We start from the raw sequence: 17700 nt of genomic DNA on the forward strand, positions 1-17700 counted from the left end.
CCCGGGGGCGATGCCTGTCCGCGGTCGGTCTTGTTGTGTTTCAATAGGCTAATTTGGTTTAATTTCAGCACGTTAGCGCGTGCTGTGTGAGGAGGCGACGACGTGGCCCGAATTGCAGGCGTGAACATTCCGACCAACAAGCGGGTCGAGATCGCGCTGACCTATATCCATGGGATTGGCGATGCTTATGCCAAGGAGATCTGTGAGAAGGTTTCCATTCCGTCCGAGCGGCGGGTGAACGAACTCACCGAATCCGAGGTGATTCAGATTCGTGAGACCATCGACCGCGACTACGTGGTCGAGGGCGATCTTCGGCGTGAAGTGTCGATGAATATCAAGCGCCTCATGGACTTGGGCTGCTACCGCGGCCTGCGGCATCGGCGCGGTCTGCCGGTTCGCGGTCAGCGTACGCATACCAACGCGCGTACGCGCAAAGGGCCGGCGAAGCCGATCGCAGGTAAGAAGAAGTAGAGACGTTACGAACGCGCGGCCAAGCTCCTTTGCGATGCTTTCGCCGTGGCTCAGTGGAATTCGCGGGAATAGAGCATGGCCAAGGAAAAAGCACGAGTACGGCGCCGGGAACGGAAGAACATCACGTCCGGCGTGGCTCACGTGCATGCAAGTTTCAATAATACCATGATCACCATCACCGACGCCCAAGGGAATGCGATTTCCTGGTCTTCGGCTGGCGCCATGGGCTTCAAGGGATCGCGCAAGTCGACCCCTTATGCGGCACAGGTCGCCGCGGAGGACGCCGGTAAGAAGGCGACCGAGCACGGCATGAAGAATCTCGAGATCGAGGTTCGCGGTCCGGGGTCGGGCCGTGAGTCCGCTCTGCGCGCCCTTCAGGCGTCGGGCTTCAACATCATCTCCATTCGCGATGTGACGCCGATCCCGCACAACGGTTGCCGGCCGCGCAAGCGCCGCCGCGTCTAAGACGAAAAGGCAAACGTACGCACGATGCTGGACGAAGACATTCGTATTCCGGAGCCGCAGGCTCCAAACAACGATCAAGAAAGGGCGACACCGGTGCTGCAAAAGAACTGGCAAGATCTCATCAAGCCCACCAAGCTCAACGTCACCCCTGGCCGCGATCCGGCCCGGTATGCGACTGTTGTCGCCGAGCCACTCGAGCGCGGTTTCGGCCTGACGCTCGGCAACGCGCTGCGTCGCGTGCTCCTGTCTTCGCTTCAGGGTGCGGCCATCACGTCCGTCCATATCGACGGCGTGCTGCACGAGTTCTCGTCCATTCCGGGCGTGCGTGAGGACGTGACCAACATCGTCCTCAACATCAAGGAAATCGCCGTCAACCAGCATTCCGAAGGCGTGAAGCGCATGGTGCTTCAGAAGGAAGGCCCGGGCATTGCGACGGCTGGCGACATTCAGGGCGGGTCCGATGTCGAGATCCTCAATCCGGATCACGTCATTTGCACGCTCGACGAAGGCGCTGCCATCCACATGGAGTTCACCACCGCGTCCGGCAAGGGCTATGTGCCTGCCGAGCGGAACCGTCCGGACGACGCGCCGATCGGCTTCATTCCGGTGGATTCGCTGTTCAGCCCGGTGCGCAAGGTCTCCTACCGCGTCGAGAACACCCGCGAGGGCCAGATCCTCGACTACGATAAGCTCACCATGAACATCGAGACGGACGGTTCGGTCCGCCCGAGGATACGGTCGCTCTCGCCGCCCGTATCATTCAGGATCAGCTGTCGGTCTTCGTGAACTTCGAGGAGCCGAAGAAGGAGCAGACCTTCCAGCAGCAGCCGGAACTGGTCTTCAACGCCGCGCTTCTCAAGAAGGTCGACGAGCTGGAACTGTCGGTCCGTTCGGCCAACTGCCTGAAGAACGACAACATCGTCTACATCGGCGACCTGATCCAGAAGACGGAAGCAGAGATGCTGCGGACCCCGAACTTCGGCCGCAAGTCGCTGAACGAGATCAAGGAGGTCTTGGCCTCCATGGGCCTGCATCTCGGCATGGACGTGCCGGACTGGCCGCCTGAGAACATCGAAGAGCTGGCGAAGCGCTTCGAGGATCATTACTAGCCGGCGGGCCGCTCGTAGGGCGGCCTGACGTGCTTCGAAAGAGGATAAGTCAATGCGACACCGCAAGGCAGGCCGGAAGCTGAACCGGACATCGACGCATCGCAGTGCGTTGTTTGCGAACATGGCATCCGCGCTCATCAAGCATGAGCAGATCGTGACGACCTTGCCGAAGGCAAAGGAGTTGCGGCGCGTGGCCGACCAGCTCATCACGCTTGCGAAGCGGGGCGATCTCCACGCCCGCCGTCAGGCCTTCGCGCGCATCCGCGACGAGGACATGGTGGCGAAGCTGTTCGAGACGCTTGGGCCCCGCTATGCGGAGCGTCCGGGCGGTTACACCCGTGTTCTCAAGGCCGGGTTCCGGTTCGGCGATTCCGCGCCGATGGCCGTGATTGAGCTGGTGGATCGGGATGAGGATGCCCGCGGTCAGGATTCCGGTCCCACGCAGGACCAGGACGAGGAAGGTGAGTCCGTCGCCGCCTAAGGAGCCCATCGAGGCTTCACGTACACGATCTTCGGCTAGAGCCGGAAATGAGAAAGGCGCACCGCTCAGCGATGCGCCTTTTCTGTTTCTTCCATGCCTTAGTGTTCTGGGCTATGGGCGCCAGGCATGGTCCGCTCGGGGCTATTGCGCCGCGCCGGCTTTCTTTCCGATGCCCTCGATGCCCGCGTCGAAAATTCCGCTGATGACTTCGACAGCCTTGGCTTCTTCGACGCCGTCGGCCGGATCGAACTCGGCGGTCCATGCGACCTCGGCTATGTCATCCCCATCGTCCTCGGTCACCGAGAGCGTGGCGGCGTAGTTCTGCACGGGGAGGGGACTTTCGATGATCTCGTAGCTATAGCTCGTGTCACCCTTCTCGGTGAGCTTCTCTTTGATCTTGCCGCCATCGCCGAGAGTCAAAATGCGATACGTGTCGCCGCCTTCTTCCATCTCATCGCATTCCACGACGGCTGGGTGCCAATCCTTGATGGCGCAAAAATCGCCCACGATGGCCCAAACGTCCTCTGGCGTCCCTGACGCTTGGCCGCCTTTCTGGACCTCTGCAGCGTGCGCTGCGGCGCTCAGGGCAACCGTGGCCGCCAAAGCGGCGAGACCTGTTCTGACAATACCCATGCGTTTCTCTCCAATCGTTTGTTTATGCCGGTGAAGGCCTTCACCAGCGCGGCATCTTAGTTCAAAAAGGGGCGGCGGAGGGGCATTTGTCCCGCCCGATTCGGAGGTGAATTATGCTCCTTATCGCCGCAAGACCGCCTGTTTTGTTTGGAAGACGGTTGATCAGTCTTGCACCCTCCAAGGTGCGCGTTCCATCTTCTTCAGATTCATTAACAGAGCGAAAGATGACAGGTTTGGACTTTTTGCTGCGAAGAATTGGCAATATTGCCCTTGTCACCGTGATGCTTTGCTTGGGCCCGCTCGGCAGCGCATCTGCGCAGGACGAGGTGGTGACCAAGGTCGTTCCCAAGAGTGCGGCTGCGGTCCAGCAGTCCTTTGCGCCCGTGGTGAAGCGGGCCGCGCCGGCCGTCGTGAACGTCTATGTCCGCCACAGGGTCAAGCAATCGGTTTCGCCGCTCTTCAACGACCCGTTCTTCCGCCGCTTCTTCGGCCAACAGTTCGGCGCTCCACGGGAGCGCATCCAGAATTCGCTGGGGTCCGGTGTTCTTGTCGGCAAGGATGGGGTCGTGGTGACGAATTATCACGTCATCCGCGGCGGCGAGGACTCGGAGATCACCGTGGCCCTGAACGATGGCCGTGAGTTCCCGGCGAAGATCCTGCTCAAGGACGACCAGACCGATCTAGCCGTGCTGCGCCTGGATGCGGACGGGGCTGAGTTCCCGGCGGTGCAGTTCGCCAATTCCGACGGTCTCGAGGTCGGCGATCTCGTGCTCGCCATCGGCGACCCCTTCGGCGTAGGGCAGACGGTGACGAGCGGTATCGTGTCGGCGCTGGCGCGCACCAAGGTCGGTATTTCCGACTATCAGTTCTTCATCCAGACGGATGCGGCCATCAATCCGGGCAATTCGGGCGGCGCGCTGGTCGACATGAACGGGCAGTTGGTCGGCATCAACACGGCCATCTTCTCGAAGAGCGGCGGCTCGCACGGGATCGGATTCGCGATTCCTTCCAACATGGTGCAGGTGGTCGTTCAATCCGCGCTCAAAGGCGGCAAGGTGCAACGGCCCTGGCTCGGCGCCTCGTTGCAGGCGCTGACGTCTGACCTTGCGGAATCGCTCGGGCTGGATCGCCCGGCCGGCGCCATGGTCACGCGGGTGCACGAGAAGGGGCCCGCCAAGACCGCCGGGCTGCAGGTCGGCGACGTGATCGTGAGCTTCGACGGCAGGGACATCCAGGATCCGGAAGCGCTCCAATACCGCTTCGTCACCAAGGGCGTCGGCAACACCGTCGAGCTTGGCCTGTACCGGGACGGCAAGCGCTTCCGCACGACCATCGCGACCGTGGCGCCCATCGAGGATCCGCCGCGTGACGAGCGCGAGGTCACGGGTGCGAACCCGTTCGCGGGCAGCAGCGTGGCCAATCTGTCTCCGGCGGTGAGTTCCGAGCTGGGGCTCGACGATGTGGGCGACAAGGGTGTCGTCGTGACGAAGGTCGAGAGCCGCTCCAATGCGGGGCGTCTGGGCTTGCGGCCCGGCGACATGATCGTCGGCGTGAATGAGCAGGAGGTCGAGTCCGTAAAGCAGTTGAGTGTTCTCCTGCAGATCCGGACGGACCGCTGGCGGCTCGCCATCGAGCGTGGCGGCAAGGTGTTCGATCTCACGGTGCGAGGCTGAACCATGGCCAGGGGTACGGCAAAGGGGGCGGCAAACCTGTTCGAGGCGGCGGGCCTCGCCGACACTGCGCCGCGCCCGCTTGCCGATCGCTTACGCCCCCAGACCCTGGACGAAGTCATCGGCCAGGATCATCTCCTGGGTGATGGGCTTCTCGGCCGCATGGTGGGGGCAGGCCGTTTGACCTCGGTGATCTTCTGGGGGCCGCCGGGGACCGGCAAGACCACCGTCGCACGCCTTCTGGCCGAGGTGACCGACCTTCATTTCGAGCAGCTTTCGGCGATCCAATCGGGCGTCGCGGATTTGCGCAAAGTCTTCGATGCGGCCAAGGCCAAGCGCGAGGCGGGGCGGGGCACGCTGCTGTTCATCGACGAGATCCATCGCTTCAACCGCTCGCAGCAGGATGCCTTCCTGCCCCATATGGAAGACGGCACGATCGTGCTGGTCGGCGCGACCACGGAGAACCCGTCCTTCGAGCTGAATTCGGCGCTTCTGTCCCGGGCCAGCGTGCTGACTTTCAAGCGGCTGGATGACGCCACGCTCGAGGCGTTGATCGAGCGTGCCGAGGCGCATGAGGGACGGAAGCTGCCGCTCGACGACGACGCCCGGGCGACCTTGATCTCCATGGCCGACGGCGATGGGCGCGGGCTCATCAACCTGGTCGAGGATGTGTTCCTGGCGGTTCCGCCAGGGTCCAAGACCATTGTCGACCGGGAGGGGCTCGGCCGGCTCGTTCAGCGGCGCGCCCCGATCTACGACAAAGGTCAAGACGGCCACTACAACCTCATCAGCGCGCTGCATAAATCGGTGCGGGCTCCGACCCCGATGCGGCGCTTTACTGGCTCGCGCGCATGTTCGCCGGTGGCGAGGATCCGCTCTACATCGCCCGGCGTCTGGTGCGCATGGCGGTGGAGGATATCGGCATGGCGGACCCCGCTGCGTTGCTGCAGGCGAACGCGGCGAAGGACGCCTATGATTTCCTGGGGTCGCCCGAGGGGGAACTCGCCCTGGCTCAGGCGACCGTTTATCTGGCCACGGCGCCGAAATCGAACGCCGCCTATATGGCCTTCAAGGCCTCGGCGCGCGTCGCGCAGGAGAGCGGATCGCTGCTGCCGCCCAAGCACATTCTCAATGCCCCGACCAAGCTCATGGAGCAAGAGGGCTATGGCCGGGACTACGCCTACGACCATAACGAGGCGGAAGGCTTTTCCGGGCAGGACTATTTTCCGGAAGCCATGGAGCGTCAGCATTTCTACGCGCCGACGGACCGGGGCTACGAGGCCGAGATCCGGGCGCGGCTGGCGCGCTGGGCGCAGATCCGCGCGAAACGGGCCGGGGAGGCTTAGGTGAGCACACTCTTGAGCGTGGCCGCGGGCGGCGCGATCGGCGCTTCGGCACGCTATCTACTCGGCCTCGCCATGGTGCGGCTGGTGGGCTTCAGCTTTCCCTGGGGCACGCTCATGGCCAACGTCCTCGGGTGCTTCTTGATGGGCGTCCTGATCGAATCCATGGCGCTGCGCTGGACGGTGCACCAGGATCTCCGCGCATTCCTCGCGCTCGGTGTGCTGGGCGGCTTCACGACCTTCTCGTCCTTCTCGGCGGATTTCGCCAATCTGGTCGTCCGTCACGACTATCTGAACGCAGGGCTCTACTTCGCTGCTTCTGTTTTCATTTCCGTCGCCGCGCTCTTCGCAGGGCTGGCCCTCGTGCGTGCGCTGTAGCCATGGGACGGACCTGACCATGGCTCCTGTCGAGACACGCAACGTCACGGATGAGGAAGACGGGATGCGCCTGGACCGCTGGTTCAAGGCTCATTACGCCCAAGTACCCCATGGACGCCTGGAGAAGCTGCTGCGCACGGGCCAGGTGCGGGTCGACGGCGGCCGGGTCAAGGCGAACACGCGCCTCGAGGCCGGCCAGAGCGTCCGCGTGCCGCCGCTGCCGGATGCCCCGCCGCCTCCGGGAACTGCCAAACCGCTCTCGAAGGCGGACCGGGCCTTCCTCAAGTCGATCACGCTCTATGAGGACAACGACCTCCTGATCCTCAACAAGCCGTCGGGTCTGGCGGTCCAGGGAGGCACGAAGACCGCCCAGCATATCGACCGGCTGCTGGAAGGGATGGGACACAGTCCGCAGACGCGGCCGCGCCTGGTGCATCGGCTCGATCGCGATACGTCCGGGGTCTTGGTGATCGCCAAGAAGCGGTCCGTCGCCGCCAAGCTTGGCAAGGCCTTTCAGACGCGCTCGGTGCGGAAGATCTATTGGGCGCTGGTGCATGGGGTACCGAGGCCGCCGCAAGGCAAGATCGACGCGGCGTTGGTGAAGGCCGCAACGCCCGACGGCGAGCGGGTGCGAAAAGCCCGTCCCGGCGAGCAGGACAAGGCTCAGTCCGCCGTGACCCATTACGCCGTGATAGACAGGGCTGCGCAGCAGGTGGCGCTCATGTCGCTCAAGCCCGTCACGGGGCGCCAGCATCAGCTCCGCGCCCATATGGCGATACTCGGCCATCCGATCCTGGGGGATACGAAATACCCGAGTGAGATCGAACTGCCCGAAGGCATCGAGCGGCGCTTGCATCTGCATGCGCGGCGCATCGCCTTCCCGCATCCGAGCGGCGAGGGCGTCGTCGACGTCACGGCGCCACTGTCACCCCATATGGAGGCGGCGTTCGCAGCGTTTGGGTTCTCGCCCAAGGGCGGCGACATGGACGAGGATGACGATGTTTGTGGCGTCTCGTGCGGCTAGGCGCGGCGTGGTTCGGCAAGGTTGGATGACACCATGAGCGACCAGGAAAAGAAGACCGCGCCCGGTTTCGAAAAGCCGAGTCTTCCGAAGCGCTTCTACAAGGAAGTGACCGTTTCGGACGAGGGCGGGCAGGCTGCCATCCTCCTCGACGGGCGCCCCGTGCGCACCCCAGGCAAGGCCCCGCTCACCGTTCCCAATGCGGCGTTGGCCGAGGCCATCGCAGACGAGTGGCGCGCGCAAGGCGATAGGATCGATCCGCACACGATGCCGCTGACCAAGCTGGTCAACTCGGCCATCGACGGCGTGGTCGGGCAGGAGGCGGCGGTGGTCGACGATATTGTGGCTCACGCCGGCTCGGACCTCCTATGCTACCGGGCCAGCGGGCCCGAGGGGCTTCTGGCCCTTCAGGCGGAGGCGTGGGACCCGGTGCTGGCCTGGGCCTCTGGAGCCTTAGGCGCGCCCATGAGCCTCGCCGAGGGCGTCATGCATATACCCCAGCCGGAGGCCTCGCTCGCGGCGCTACGTGCCGAGATCGAGGCGCTGGACGCCCTCAAACTGGCCGCGCTGCACGTGATGACCACGCTGACGGGCTCCGCGCTTCTGCCGCTCGCGGTGGCCCGGGGCGAGCTCTCACCGGAGGCCGCGTGGGACGCCGCGCACGTGGATGAGGACTGGCAGATCAGTCAGTGGGGCGAGGATGCGGAGGCCAGACAACGCCGCAAGAACCGCAAAGCCGACTTCGAGGCGGCCGCCAAGCTGCTGGCACTTTCCTGATTCCTTTGAATCGGTTGGAGGCCGGTCTTTCGAAAGAGAGTCAGGGCCTTCCCAGACCGGGTGAACTTTCGATGAGCGGGCCAACCCTTCCCCATTTGCCTGGCTTTCCCGCCATGCTATGGACCTTGGCAAAAGTGTCATGCTGACTTGCGGCCGTGGTCCGAAGCCGCCGCTGGGGGAGTTTTCGCAATGAAAGAAGTCATCGAAGAGCTGGAAATCCGCCGTGCCAAGGCCCGTATGGGCGGCGGCGAGAAGCGTATCGACGCCCAGCACAAGCGCGGCAAGCTGACTGCGCGGGAGCGGCTTCAGCTCCTTCTCGACGATAACTCCTTCGAAGAGTTCGACATGTATGTGGAGCACCGCTGCGCCGATTTCGGCATGGCGGACACGAAGGTGCCGGGCGACGGCGTGGTGACCGGGTGGGGCACGATCAACGGCCGCGTGGTCTATGCGATCGCCAAGGACTTCACCGTGTTCGGCGGCTCGCTGTCCGAAGCCCACGCCAACAAGATGATCAAGGTTCAGGACATGGCGCTGCGCAACCGCGCGCCGGTCATCGGCCTGTTCGACGCTGGCGGCGCGCGCATTCAGGAAGGCGTGGCGGCGCTGGGCGGCTATGGCGAGGTGTTCCTGCGTAACGTCCAGGCCTCCGGTGTCATCCCGCAGATCAGCGTCATCATGGGGCCGTGCGCGGGCGGCGACGTCTATTCGCCGGCCATGACCGACTTCATCTTCATGGTGCGTGACACGTCCTACATGTTCGTCACGGGTCCCGACGTGGTGAAGACCGTGACCAAGGAAGAGGTCACGGCCGAGCAGCTGGGCGGCGCCTCCGTCCACACCACCAAGTCCTCGATCGCTGACGGCGCCTACGACAACGACATCGAGGCGCTTTTGCAGATGCGCCGCCTGATGGACTTCCTGCCGACGTCGAACCTCTCCGGCGTGCCGGAACTGCCGACGCGCGATCCGTGGGACCGCGAGGATCCCTCGCTCAACACGCTCATCCCGGACAATCCGAACAAGCCGTACGACATCAAGGAACTGATCCACAAAGTTGTGGACGAGGGCGACTTCTTCGAGGTCCAGGAGACCTTCGCCCGGAACATCGTCATCGGCTTCGCCCGCATGGAAGGGCGCACGGTGGGTATCGTCGCCAACCAGCCCATGGTGCTGGCGGGCGTGCTGGACAGCGACGCCTCCCGCAAGGCGGCGCGCTTTGTCCGCTTCTGCGATTGCTTCTCCATTCCGATCGTCACCTTCGTGGACGTGCCGGGCTTCCTGCCGGGCACGGACCAGGAATATGGCGGCCTCATCAAGCACGGCGCCAAGCTCCTCTTCGCCTTCACCGAGGCCACCGTACCGAAGATCACCGTCATCACCCGCAAGGCCTATGGCGGCGCGTACGACGTCATGAGCTCAAAGCATATCCGCGGCGATCTGAACTATGCCTGGCCGTCGGCCGAGATCGCGGTGATGGGTGCGAAGGGCGCCGCGGAGATTCTTTATCGCTCGGAGCTCGGCGATCCGGAGAAGATCCAAAAGCGCATCGACCAGTATCAGGCGCGCTTCGCCAATCCGTTCGTCGCTGCCGAGCGCGGCTATATCGACGAGGTGATCATGCCCCAGGGCACGCGCATGCGGATCTGCCGGGGCCTGCAGATGCTGCGCAACAAGCACATCGAAAACCCCTGGAAGAAGCACGACAACATCCCGCTGTAGGGCAAAGCCAGCCTGACGGTGTAACTGTCCTACGGCATCGGCTGCGTGATCGTGAAGGCGCCGCGTAGTTCGCCGAGTTCAAAGCCGGTCGCCTGATCGTCGGGGTAGAACTCTTCGATCGTCGCCTTCACGGACGGACTGACATTCGAGCCATGGCAGGTAAGGCAGGGGCCTTGCGTCGGGATGGCCTTCATGTAGCGAAACACGCGCTCGTCGTCCTTGGTCGTCGTTTCGTAGTGCTCCAGAGACTTGGCGTCCGCGCCCTGGTTGATCTTGTCCTGAAATTCCAACAAGACGGTGCGCTCCCATTCGTCCGGTGCGTTTTCCGGGTTCCGCACTTTCAGGGCCGTGCGTCCCAGGGACCAGCCCGACTTGACCGTGCTCTGCTTTGCCATCTCGGGCGCTGCCACGTTGCAGAAAGCAATCGCCGATTCAGGGCCGCCGGCCTTCATGGCGCCAACGAGTGCAGCCTTGAGCTTCTCGCCATAGCTCTTCGAAAGATGCCTCGATTGGTCCGCCCTGGCGGCTTCGGTCGGTTCGGCGTTCTCGGCAACTGCCGCCGGAACCGAGGTTGCGAGGCAGAGCGATAGGGCGACGCAAGCGGATCGGTATCTCATCGGCTCTCCTGACAATGGAAGACCGACACTGGCGGCAGAATTTGTCGCCGTCACGGCAAACGTCGCGATCTTTGCCGCAACGCCTTAGGTGGGGACCCCGTTAGATCTCGCTGGGGTCGAAGCGGCAACGTAACGGATAGGTGGTGCCGGGCAGGGTGCCCTGGCATTCGGGCATGTGCCAGCCGATGGTGCGGCCGTCCGCATCGACGATCGCGGTCGGGCAGCCGATCTTGACGATCAGCCAGTTGCGGTGCGAGGCCTCCCATTCCGGTGCGTAGTTCATGGCGACCTCGGCGCACGTGCCATGTTCGGCGAGGTTAGGCTGCATTGGCCGCAGCCAGAGCTTCGTCATGGCCGCCGCGTCGGTCACGGTTTCCACGATCCGCATGCACTCCAACGGCAAGCGCCAGTCGGGCTCGGTGACGGCCGGTCCGGACACGCCAGGCTTCCCTGACTGAGTCTCCACGCGGCAGGCGATGATGGCGAGCTTCGACGGCGGTTCGGGTTCACGGCGTTCGCTTGCTGCCGTCTCGCGGAACCAGCTGGCGCGTTTCGAGGGCGCCGTTTCGATTGGTCCCATGGACAGCACAGCTTCGATTTCGGCCGCGGCCGCCAGCGTGCCGCAGCCAACGGCGGCGACGGTGAGCAACGCGGCGATCAGAGCCCGGACGATGTTGCCCATCAGTGATCCGTACATGGCCAGTCCTTCCTTCCGCCTCCACCGCGAGGCTGGTTACTCCGGCTGCAGATTGCCGACCGCCTCGATGATGATCTCAAATCCATGCGCAAGCGCGGGTGCAAGCCTGCGGCCGTTCTCTGTGAGCCGCAACTCCGCTCCCTGGCGGTGGATCAGCCTGCAGCCCAGAACGCGTTCAAGCACGCGTAGACGGTGACTGACGGCCGAGGGCGTGACGTTCAGTTCCCCGGCGGCCTTCTTCAGCGACATGTGCCGCACCACGACGTCGAAGGTCCGCAGGCCGTTTAGCGGGATCGCGCCGATCGATCTTTTCGGGATCCACTCGTTCATTGTGCTTCCACAAATCCTTGCATCGTTTCACTGCCCCGATTGAAGGCCAGAGGCCGCCCTCGCGCCACACAAGATTTCGTGATGTGCAAACTATTTTGCATCAGGATAAAAACGTGGAACTGAGATTTGATCGCTGGTGAAAATGGAGACGAGGCGATGGAAACGGCCGCTGAAACACTCGGTCTCGAGAGATACGAAATCGGTCCAAAGATCCGCCGGCTGCGCAAGTCGAAGGAACTGAGCCTGGTTCGCCTTGGCGATCACACCGGGATGTCGGCGGGGTTGTTGTCGAAGATCGAGACCGGCCAATTGGTGCCAACTCTGCCGACGCTCATGCGGATCGCGACCGTCTTCGGGGTGGGGCTGGACCATTTCTTCGAAGACGAGGCGAAGCGCCCCAAGGCCACCGTGGTCCGGCGCGCTGACAGGCTCCGGCTTCCGAACCGGACGGACGGTGCAGCTCCGACCTATTGGTTCGAGTCGCTCGATTTCTCCGTGACCGACCGGCGAATGGATGCCTATCTCGCCACGTTCGAGCCGGGGGCTGAACCCACCTCGCTGCACCGGCACGCCGGCAGCGAGTTCATCTATGTGGTTCGGGGCACGCTTCAGCTGTCATTCGAGACTGAGGCTGTCGATCTGCATGAGGGCGACTCGACCTATTTCAATCCTGGCTTCCCGCACAGCTACAGCCAAAAAGGCAAACAGCCGTGCCGTGCCGTCGTGGTCGTGTCCGGCACGTCCTAGCCGGCAGGGTCTCTCAGACCTTCGACGCGACGAACGCGATCCACACATAGGTGATGGAGACAGAGGCGACGGTGATGGGCAGCACGCCCACGGTGAACTGCCAGAACGTGAAGGGCGTCTTGCCGAAACGCTCCGCCTGCTGAACGACGATCACGTTGCTCGCCGCGCTGATGATGAAGAGGTTGCCGGCCAGGGTGGAAATGCCGGCGAGCATCATCAGTTCGGGACTCTCCCAGTCATGCACGAGATGGAGATAGATCTCGACCACCGGCACGTTGGAGAAGATCTGGCTGGCCCAAAAACTCACGAGCGCGATCACGGGCAATTCGCCGAGGTCGGCTTGCCGCGCCCCGAGCACGGCCTGCAGCGAGCCGGATTGCAGCAGTGAGCCGGTCACGATGAACATGGCCACGAAGAAGGCGAGGGTGGCCCAGTCGAGTTCCTTGAAGACCGCCACGCGATTGGGGCTGAAGAGAAATACGGGCGCGCAGGCGATGAGGCTCGCGACCCCGAACGGGATCCTCTGGGTGTGCCCCAAGCCCTGCATCACACTGTCGCCCACGATCAGCACGACCAGGAGCCCAACGCCGAGGTAAGCCGGCCAGGCGCTGCCGTTGGCCGACGGCTCCGGCAGGTCGTGGAGATCGATGTTGGCGCCGTCATTGCCGCGCGAGACCAGGAAACGCGACCATAGATAGACGACGACCAGCGACAGCGCCGTCGGCACGGTCAACCACAACAGGAATGTGGCCACCGGATTTGCGAGACCGCCGCGGGTTGCGATCAGAATGTTCTGCGGGTTGCCGACGGGGCTGAACATGCTGCCGACCGTGACGGTGGCGCACAGTGCAATGAGGAGGGGTCCCGCGGGTAGGCGCAAGGCCCGAGCGAGCATCAGAATGATCGGCGTGCCGATGATGGCCGACGCGTCGTTGGTCAGCACCGCCGAGCAGATCGTCGTGGCCACGATCACCACGGCGAGCGCCGCGTTTTGCGCTGACATGGCGGCGATGCGCCGGCCGATCAGGTGTGAGACGCCGGCGTCATAGAGGGCGGAACCGATTGCGAAGACGCCGAACAGGTATGCGATGACGTTCCAATCGATCGCTGCCCAGGCCTTGGCCGGAGAAATCTCTCCCAGCAGGAGTAGCAGACCTGCGCCCGCGACCATGATGTGCCAGATCCGCACCGACGGCGGCAGCCATTGCCGGATCGCAATGAGCAGGAAAATCAGGCACGAGACAATCAGGCTGGTCGTGATCATGGACTTAAGTCTTCGTGGTCCTGACTTCGCGTTCTTGAAGACGACGGCGCCCGGCTTCGAGCGAGAGTGGTGCGAGATTTAGCATCGATCGACGCCGGACGTTACTCGGAGCCGGGCGTATCGGGGTGCTTTGGCAAATCGGGGCGCGAGTGTTGCCTCCCCGCCATTGTTGCGGCGCGGAAACTCGGTTACCAAGTGGCGCTCCGCTTGGAAATCAGCTTCAGGGGATTGGAAGATGCGGCTTTTGGCTCGCCATTTCGGCGTGTGTGGGATGATTTTGGCCGGTGCGGCCGTAGCGGCGGCTCCGGCCGGCGCGGCGATCAGCCTGTCGGTGGCGCTCAAGAACTATTACGCCGAGTACGAGATCGTCGAGCAATGCGCGCGGCACGCGCAATTGACGAAAGACGATGTCGACACGGCCGGCACCGCGCTGGTGGCGATCGAGAAGTATTATCTAGGCCGGGACCATGACCTCAACACAGCGCATCTGAAGCGGCAGGCGGTTGCCGACAAGAACGACAGCTTCAAGATTCTCGAGCGCAGCGGCGAGTCGGGCTTGCGCCCTTATTGCCAGATGTCGCTGAACGAGCTTGTACGGAAGGCCAAAGAGGTCGGCGAGCCTGCGAGCGCCGAGTAGCGCACGCCTATTGCGGTACCATGCCGCCACCAAGGGCGGTTTGCTTCAGATACATGATCGAGGTGCGGCGCCGTCCGCCTTGCGAGTACGCGAAGGATACGATGGCGGCGCCAAGCTCGTTTGCGGCATCGTTGGATAGTCCCGCGGCTTCCAGGTGAAACCGCGCGCCGGGCGGTACGGAAGCAGTTGGCACGGCCGTTCCATCCGGACCCTCAACGCGTAGGCTGAGCGCAACATTGTCGAGGCCGGTGGGCCTTGCTCCGGAATCGGGCTTCAATGTCGCCTGAACATCCTCAAGCGGTTGGTTCGAGACATTCGTCCCCGTGAGCAGGACATTGCTCATGCCTGCGGGAGTGCTTGCGCCCGCGAGCCACGTCACCGGCGTGCTGGGATTGTCGGGAAGCGATCCGGTGGTGGGCGCGGCTTCTTCCGAAGGAGCGGTGACAATCCGGTAAGAAGGCGCGTCGGCGGCAGGACGCTGCGCGGCCTCGTCGCGCGGATGCATCATCGAACGGACCGTCGGCATCGGTGCTTGTGGTTCCGCCTGCGGAGCTCGCGCTTGAGGTTTGGGCGTTGCCGGGGCTTCGTTGCCCACGCGGATGTCGACTTCGGGCGCGCTCGGTTCTTGCGTCTCGAACCAGCCCGCAGGATCGAGCCAGTCCGTTGCGGCGAAGAGCCAATCGGCCGGGGTCAGCCAACTGAGATCGAGCCAGTCGCCGGTATCCTGGCCGCTTGTGTCGGGTACGGGCGGTGTCGGTGCCGTGGATTGAATGGCTGTCTCCTCGGCGGCAGCGCGCTGCCGTCCCTCCGCGAACGCCGCCGCTGTGCTTTCCGCGGCGAAAGCAAGATCCTCCACCCCGGCTTTGAACAGCGTCGGCGATTGTGCGGCGAGTGCGTTGAAATAGGGCCCGGCGCTTCCGGCGTTGGCGATGAAGGCGACGCCGGCGACGAGCAGGACCGACAGGGTCGTCGATGCGAGCGCGACCCATGTACCGGGGCCGCCATAAGACGCCGCAAAGAGAAGCAAAAGGACTATGACGGCAAGGAGAAGATACACCTTGGGTCCCGGTCAGAAGAGGGCGCGTGATTTGGACTCAACGATGGTTGCCAACCGTGGCATGAGTTCGGCGCCCTTGTCCGCAAAAAACCGCTTGTGTTGGATCGTCGCTACCCGAGGACTGCCTACGCCGTCCCAGCGGACACCATTCATCGGCGGTTCATGCGGCCTATGCGACGGTCGCGACGATGCTCAGAGGGGCACCGAGCAAAAAGGAGTATTGCTAATGTCCGGGAGACTTCTCCCCACACTCGTGTTTGGCGCAACGCTTGCCGCGTTCGCCTCGTCCGCCTTGGCCTATTCGGGCACCGTCCAGGGCGCCTGCCGCAACGACTACAAGCGCTTCTGTTCCGCGCATGCGATCGACGACCCAGGTCTGCGACGCTGCATGGACAAGGCCGGGCAGAGCCTGTCGCGGACCTGCGTGGCGGCTTTGATCAATTCCGGCGAGGTCACCAAGGCCCGTGCGACCCAACGCTGGGGCCACTCGTTCGACTGACCGTGTGCTGACGGACTAGAACAGCGGGAACAACAAAAATGCCCGCCCCGATGTCGGGGCGGGCATTGTCATGTCTGATCGAGCGCTGCGACTAGCGCCGGCTATTTCTCGTCGTCGTCGTCATCGGCCGCCTTGCCGCGTCTCATCGGCGCAATGTTGAGGCTGTCCGGTCCCTCGACGGTGATCGTGCCGACCATGCCGCGTTCCATCAGGCCACGCGGGCCGAACTTGTAGGTGCCGGGGCGGACCGCGACGAAGAAGAGCTCCACCTCACCGCCGTCTTCGAATTCAAGCTCGTCGAAGGTGACGGCCTTGATCTCGACTTCAGGCTCGCCGACTTCGATCTTGCGGATCCAAATGTTCCGCACGAATTCCGGCATGACCAGCGCGTATTCGGTCAGGTCTGAGGCCTCGATCTTCCAGCGATAACCCTGGCCAGACTTCAGCGTGTATTCGGTCGGGGTCATCTTGCTGGAGTCGCCATCGACGCCAAGCTGCAGCGGTTCCAGGCGCTTCAGCCCGTGAACCGCCGGGTCCAGAATCATCTTGGCCTGTCCCTGCACCTCGGCGGCATGGGACGCCGTGCTCAGGCCCGTCAGACCGAGGCATAGGGCGAGGGCGGCAAGGATAAATACTCGTGGCATGTGCGTTTCTTCCCTAGTTTGAATTCGTGGAACCCGGTGTTGGGCACAGGATGTCTGGCATCCATGTTATGCGTTCTTGGCCCGCGGGCATAAGTGACCATTGGCATAGTGCCTTACCAACTTTTGCTCAAGCGCTGCCAAGCTGGAACCAGCCGGGTCGAGCGACGTTATGATTGTGGTCTGGCGCGGGAAACGGCACTTTTCGCGCCGTCTCGGGTGCCCCAATATGTCGGATGCCATGAGCAAGACACAAACCATCGTCATGAGACGTTAAGGTTTCAGTGCTGCGTTTAAGAGATGCGTTCGCTCTGGGGGGCCGGAGCGAAATGGGATTTTCCCGGGGATTTTCCGGGGCCGGCGGGGGATTACGGTGATCGATCTGTACAAAATCTTGGGGATCAAGCGAACCGCGCCGCGCAAGGACATCCACAAAGCCTATCGAAAGAAAGCCAAGACGGCGCACCCGGACACGGGGGGCACGGTTGAAGCGTTCAACCAGCTCGTGGTGGCCTATTCGGTGCTGTCGGACGAAGACCGCCGGGCCCATTACGACAAGACGGGTGAAGTCGAGCTCGCGCAGCCCGACAATCGGGACGGCGGGGCTATCGAAATTATCGCAGAGAAACTCGGCCTCATTATTCATGCCGAACAGGACCTGGCCACGCTGGATATCGGCGACCTGATCGAAAAAGCGATCAAGGACGACATCGCCGCCCGCAAGGCGAGCGTTGCCCACCAGCAGCGCGCCGGCGAACGGCTCGCCCGGCTGCGCGCGCGGGCCAAGCGGAAAGAAGAAGGCGAGGGCGATCTGGTGGCGCGGGTGCTCGATTGGCACGAGGTGGCCATCCAGGGTCAGATCAAGAAGAACGAGGGCATCATCGGTCACCTGGAGCGGGCGCTGGTGATTCTCGAGGACTACTCCTTTATCGACGAGACGGCCGCCGCCCCGTCCGAGGAGGTTGTCGAGGCGCTCAACGACATCCTGGTCTCGCTGGACGAACTGGCGGCGATCCTGAACACGAGCCCATCCCGGGCCGAGGCCATGCCCAAAGAGGCCGAGCCGACCGCCTTCGGTTAGGGCGCATACCGCCGCGTCATGCGGCGGCACTGCCTGCATTTACTGTCGACAAATCCAAGC

Annotated in this window: 19 protein-coding genes and 2 pseudogenes; 14 read left to right on the plus strand and 7 right to left on the minus strand. The window is 63.4% G+C overall.

Annotated elements, in window-relative coordinates:
- Positions 1–102 precede the first annotated feature (102 nt).
- The 4 genes and pseudogenes from rpsM (at position 103) to rplQ (ending at position 2526) form a co-directional block, all read left to right on the plus strand.
- Complete coding sequence (gene rpsM, locus DCY11_RS14375) at positions 103–471, plus strand: 30S ribosomal protein S13 (RefSeq protein WP_108683448.1); 369 nt, start codon at positions 103–105, stop codon at positions 469–471.
- A gap of 75 nt (positions 472–546) precedes the next feature.
- Positions 547–936, plus strand: a complete 390-nt coding sequence (rpsK, locus tag DCY11_RS14380) for a 30S ribosomal protein S11 (protein ID WP_069438091.1) — start codon at positions 547–549, stop codon at positions 934–936.
- Positions 937–981: 45 nt separating this feature from the next.
- Positions 982–2045 (plus strand): annotated as a pseudogene (locus DCY11_RS14385) (DNA-directed RNA polymerase subunit alpha).
- 52 nt (positions 2046–2097) lie between these two features.
- Complete coding sequence (gene rplQ, locus DCY11_RS14390) at positions 2098–2526, plus strand: 50S ribosomal protein L17 (protein ID WP_069444855.1); 429 nt, start codon at positions 2098–2100, stop codon at positions 2524–2526.
- A gap of 141 nt (positions 2527–2667) precedes the next feature.
- Here rplQ and DCY11_RS14395 read toward each other — a convergent pair whose 3' ends face one another.
- Positions 2668–3159: an SRPBCC family protein gene (locus DCY11_RS14395; protein ID WP_108683449.1), complete on the minus strand. Its 492-nt coding sequence runs from the start codon at positions 3157–3159 to the stop codon at positions 2668–2670.
- Between the two features lie 224 nt (positions 3160–3383).
- On the opposite strand from DCY11_RS14395, the gene DCY11_RS14400 reads away from it, so the two are divergent.
- From DCY11_RS14400 to DCY11_RS14425, 6 genes and pseudogenes are all read left to right on the plus strand, one after another.
- On the plus strand, positions 3384–4832 hold the full coding sequence (locus DCY11_RS14400) for a DegQ family serine endoprotease (protein ID WP_245409385.1): 1449 nt from the start codon (positions 3384–3386) through the stop codon (positions 4830–4832).
- A 3-nt stretch (positions 4833–4835) separates the two neighbouring features.
- A pseudogene (locus DCY11_RS14405) lies at positions 4836–6175 on the plus strand (replication-associated recombination protein A).
- Positions 6176–6550 carry a fluoride efflux transporter CrcB gene (crcB, locus tag DCY11_RS14410; RefSeq protein ID WP_108683451.1) on the plus strand — a complete coding sequence of 125 codons (375 nt, stop codon included), beginning with the start codon at positions 6176–6178 and terminating at the stop codon, positions 6548–6550.
- Positions 6551–6569: 19 nt separating this feature from the next.
- Positions 6570–7574: an RluA family pseudouridine synthase gene (locus DCY11_RS14415; protein ID WP_108683452.1), complete on the plus strand. Its 1005-nt coding sequence runs from the start codon at positions 6570–6572 to the stop codon at positions 7572–7574.
- A gap of 33 nt (positions 7575–7607) precedes the next feature.
- Positions 7608–8348, plus strand: a complete 741-nt coding sequence (locus tag DCY11_RS14420; RefSeq protein ID WP_108683453.1) for an ATP12 family chaperone protein — start codon at positions 7608–7610, stop codon at positions 8346–8348.
- Positions 8349–8537: 189 nt separating this feature from the next.
- Positions 8538–10070, plus strand: coding sequence for an acyl-CoA carboxylase subunit beta (locus DCY11_RS14425; RefSeq protein WP_108683454.1), 1533 nt, complete (start codon positions 8538–8540; stop codon positions 10068–10070).
- Between the two features lie 29 nt (positions 10071–10099).
- Here DCY11_RS14425 and DCY11_RS14430 read toward each other — a convergent pair whose 3' ends face one another.
- From DCY11_RS14430 to DCY11_RS14440, 3 genes are all read right to left on the minus strand, one after another.
- Positions 10100–10687 carry a DUF3365 domain-containing protein gene (locus DCY11_RS14430; RefSeq protein WP_108683455.1) on the minus strand — a complete coding sequence of 196 codons (588 nt, stop codon included), beginning with the start codon at positions 10685–10687 and terminating at the stop codon, positions 10100–10102.
- A 100-nt stretch (positions 10688–10787) separates the two neighbouring features.
- Positions 10788–11384, minus strand: a complete 597-nt coding sequence (locus tag DCY11_RS14435; protein ID WP_108683456.1) for a hypothetical protein — start codon at positions 11382–11384, stop codon at positions 10788–10790.
- 36 nt (positions 11385–11420) lie between these two features.
- Positions 11421–11714 carry a LysR family transcriptional regulator gene (locus DCY11_RS14440; protein WP_108683457.1) on the minus strand — a complete coding sequence of 98 codons (294 nt, stop codon included), beginning with the start codon at positions 11712–11714 and terminating at the stop codon, positions 11421–11423.
- A gap of 156 nt (positions 11715–11870) precedes the next feature.
- Here DCY11_RS14440 and DCY11_RS14445 point away from each other — a divergent pair, with 156 nt between their 5' ends.
- Positions 11871–12461 (plus strand): helix-turn-helix domain-containing protein, encoded by a 591-nt coding sequence (locus DCY11_RS14445; protein ID WP_108683458.1) that lies wholly within the window; start codon positions 11871–11873, stop codon positions 12459–12461.
- Positions 12462–12474: 13 nt separating this feature from the next.
- Here DCY11_RS14445 and DCY11_RS14450 read toward each other — a convergent pair whose 3' ends face one another.
- Positions 12475–13725, minus strand: coding sequence for an SLC13 family permease (locus DCY11_RS14450; RefSeq protein WP_208430478.1), 1251 nt, complete (start codon positions 13723–13725; stop codon positions 12475–12477).
- 235 nt (positions 13726–13960) lie between these two features.
- Between DCY11_RS14450 and DCY11_RS14455 the strand changes: the two genes are divergently transcribed.
- The gene (locus DCY11_RS14455) at positions 13961–14362 is read left to right on the plus strand and encodes a hypothetical protein (RefSeq protein ID WP_159080049.1); all 402 of its coding nucleotides are present in this window, start codon (positions 13961–13963) and stop codon (positions 14360–14362) included.
- 7 nt (positions 14363–14369) lie between these two features.
- Here the strand turns inward: DCY11_RS14455 and DCY11_RS14460 are convergent, their stop codons facing one another.
- Entirely contained in the window at positions 14370–15419 is a 1050-nt protein-coding gene (locus tag DCY11_RS14460; protein ID WP_108683460.1) for a hypothetical protein, read from the minus strand.
- 226 nt (positions 15420–15645) lie between these two features.
- Here DCY11_RS14460 and DCY11_RS14465 point away from each other — a divergent pair, with 226 nt between their 5' ends.
- Entirely contained in the window at positions 15646–15918 is a 273-nt protein-coding gene (locus DCY11_RS14465) for a hypothetical protein (RefSeq protein WP_159080050.1), read from the plus strand.
- A gap of 101 nt (positions 15919–16019) precedes the next feature.
- Here DCY11_RS14465 and DCY11_RS14470 read toward each other — a convergent pair whose 3' ends face one another.
- Complete coding sequence (locus tag DCY11_RS14470) at positions 16020–16562, minus strand: hypothetical protein (RefSeq protein WP_108683462.1); 543 nt, start codon at positions 16560–16562, stop codon at positions 16020–16022.
- 370 nt (positions 16563–16932) lie between these two features.
- On the opposite strand from DCY11_RS14470, the gene DCY11_RS14475 reads away from it, so the two are divergent.
- Positions 16933–17640 (plus strand): J domain-containing protein, encoded by a 708-nt coding sequence (locus DCY11_RS14475; RefSeq protein WP_159080051.1) that lies wholly within the window; start codon positions 16933–16935, stop codon positions 17638–17640.
- The last annotated feature ends 60 nt before the right edge of the window (positions 17641–17700 follow it).

The organism is Methyloceanibacter sp. wino2, from assembly GCF_003071365.1.
Classification (GTDB): Bacteria; Pseudomonadota; Alphaproteobacteria; order Rhizobiales; family Methyloligellaceae; genus Methyloceanibacter.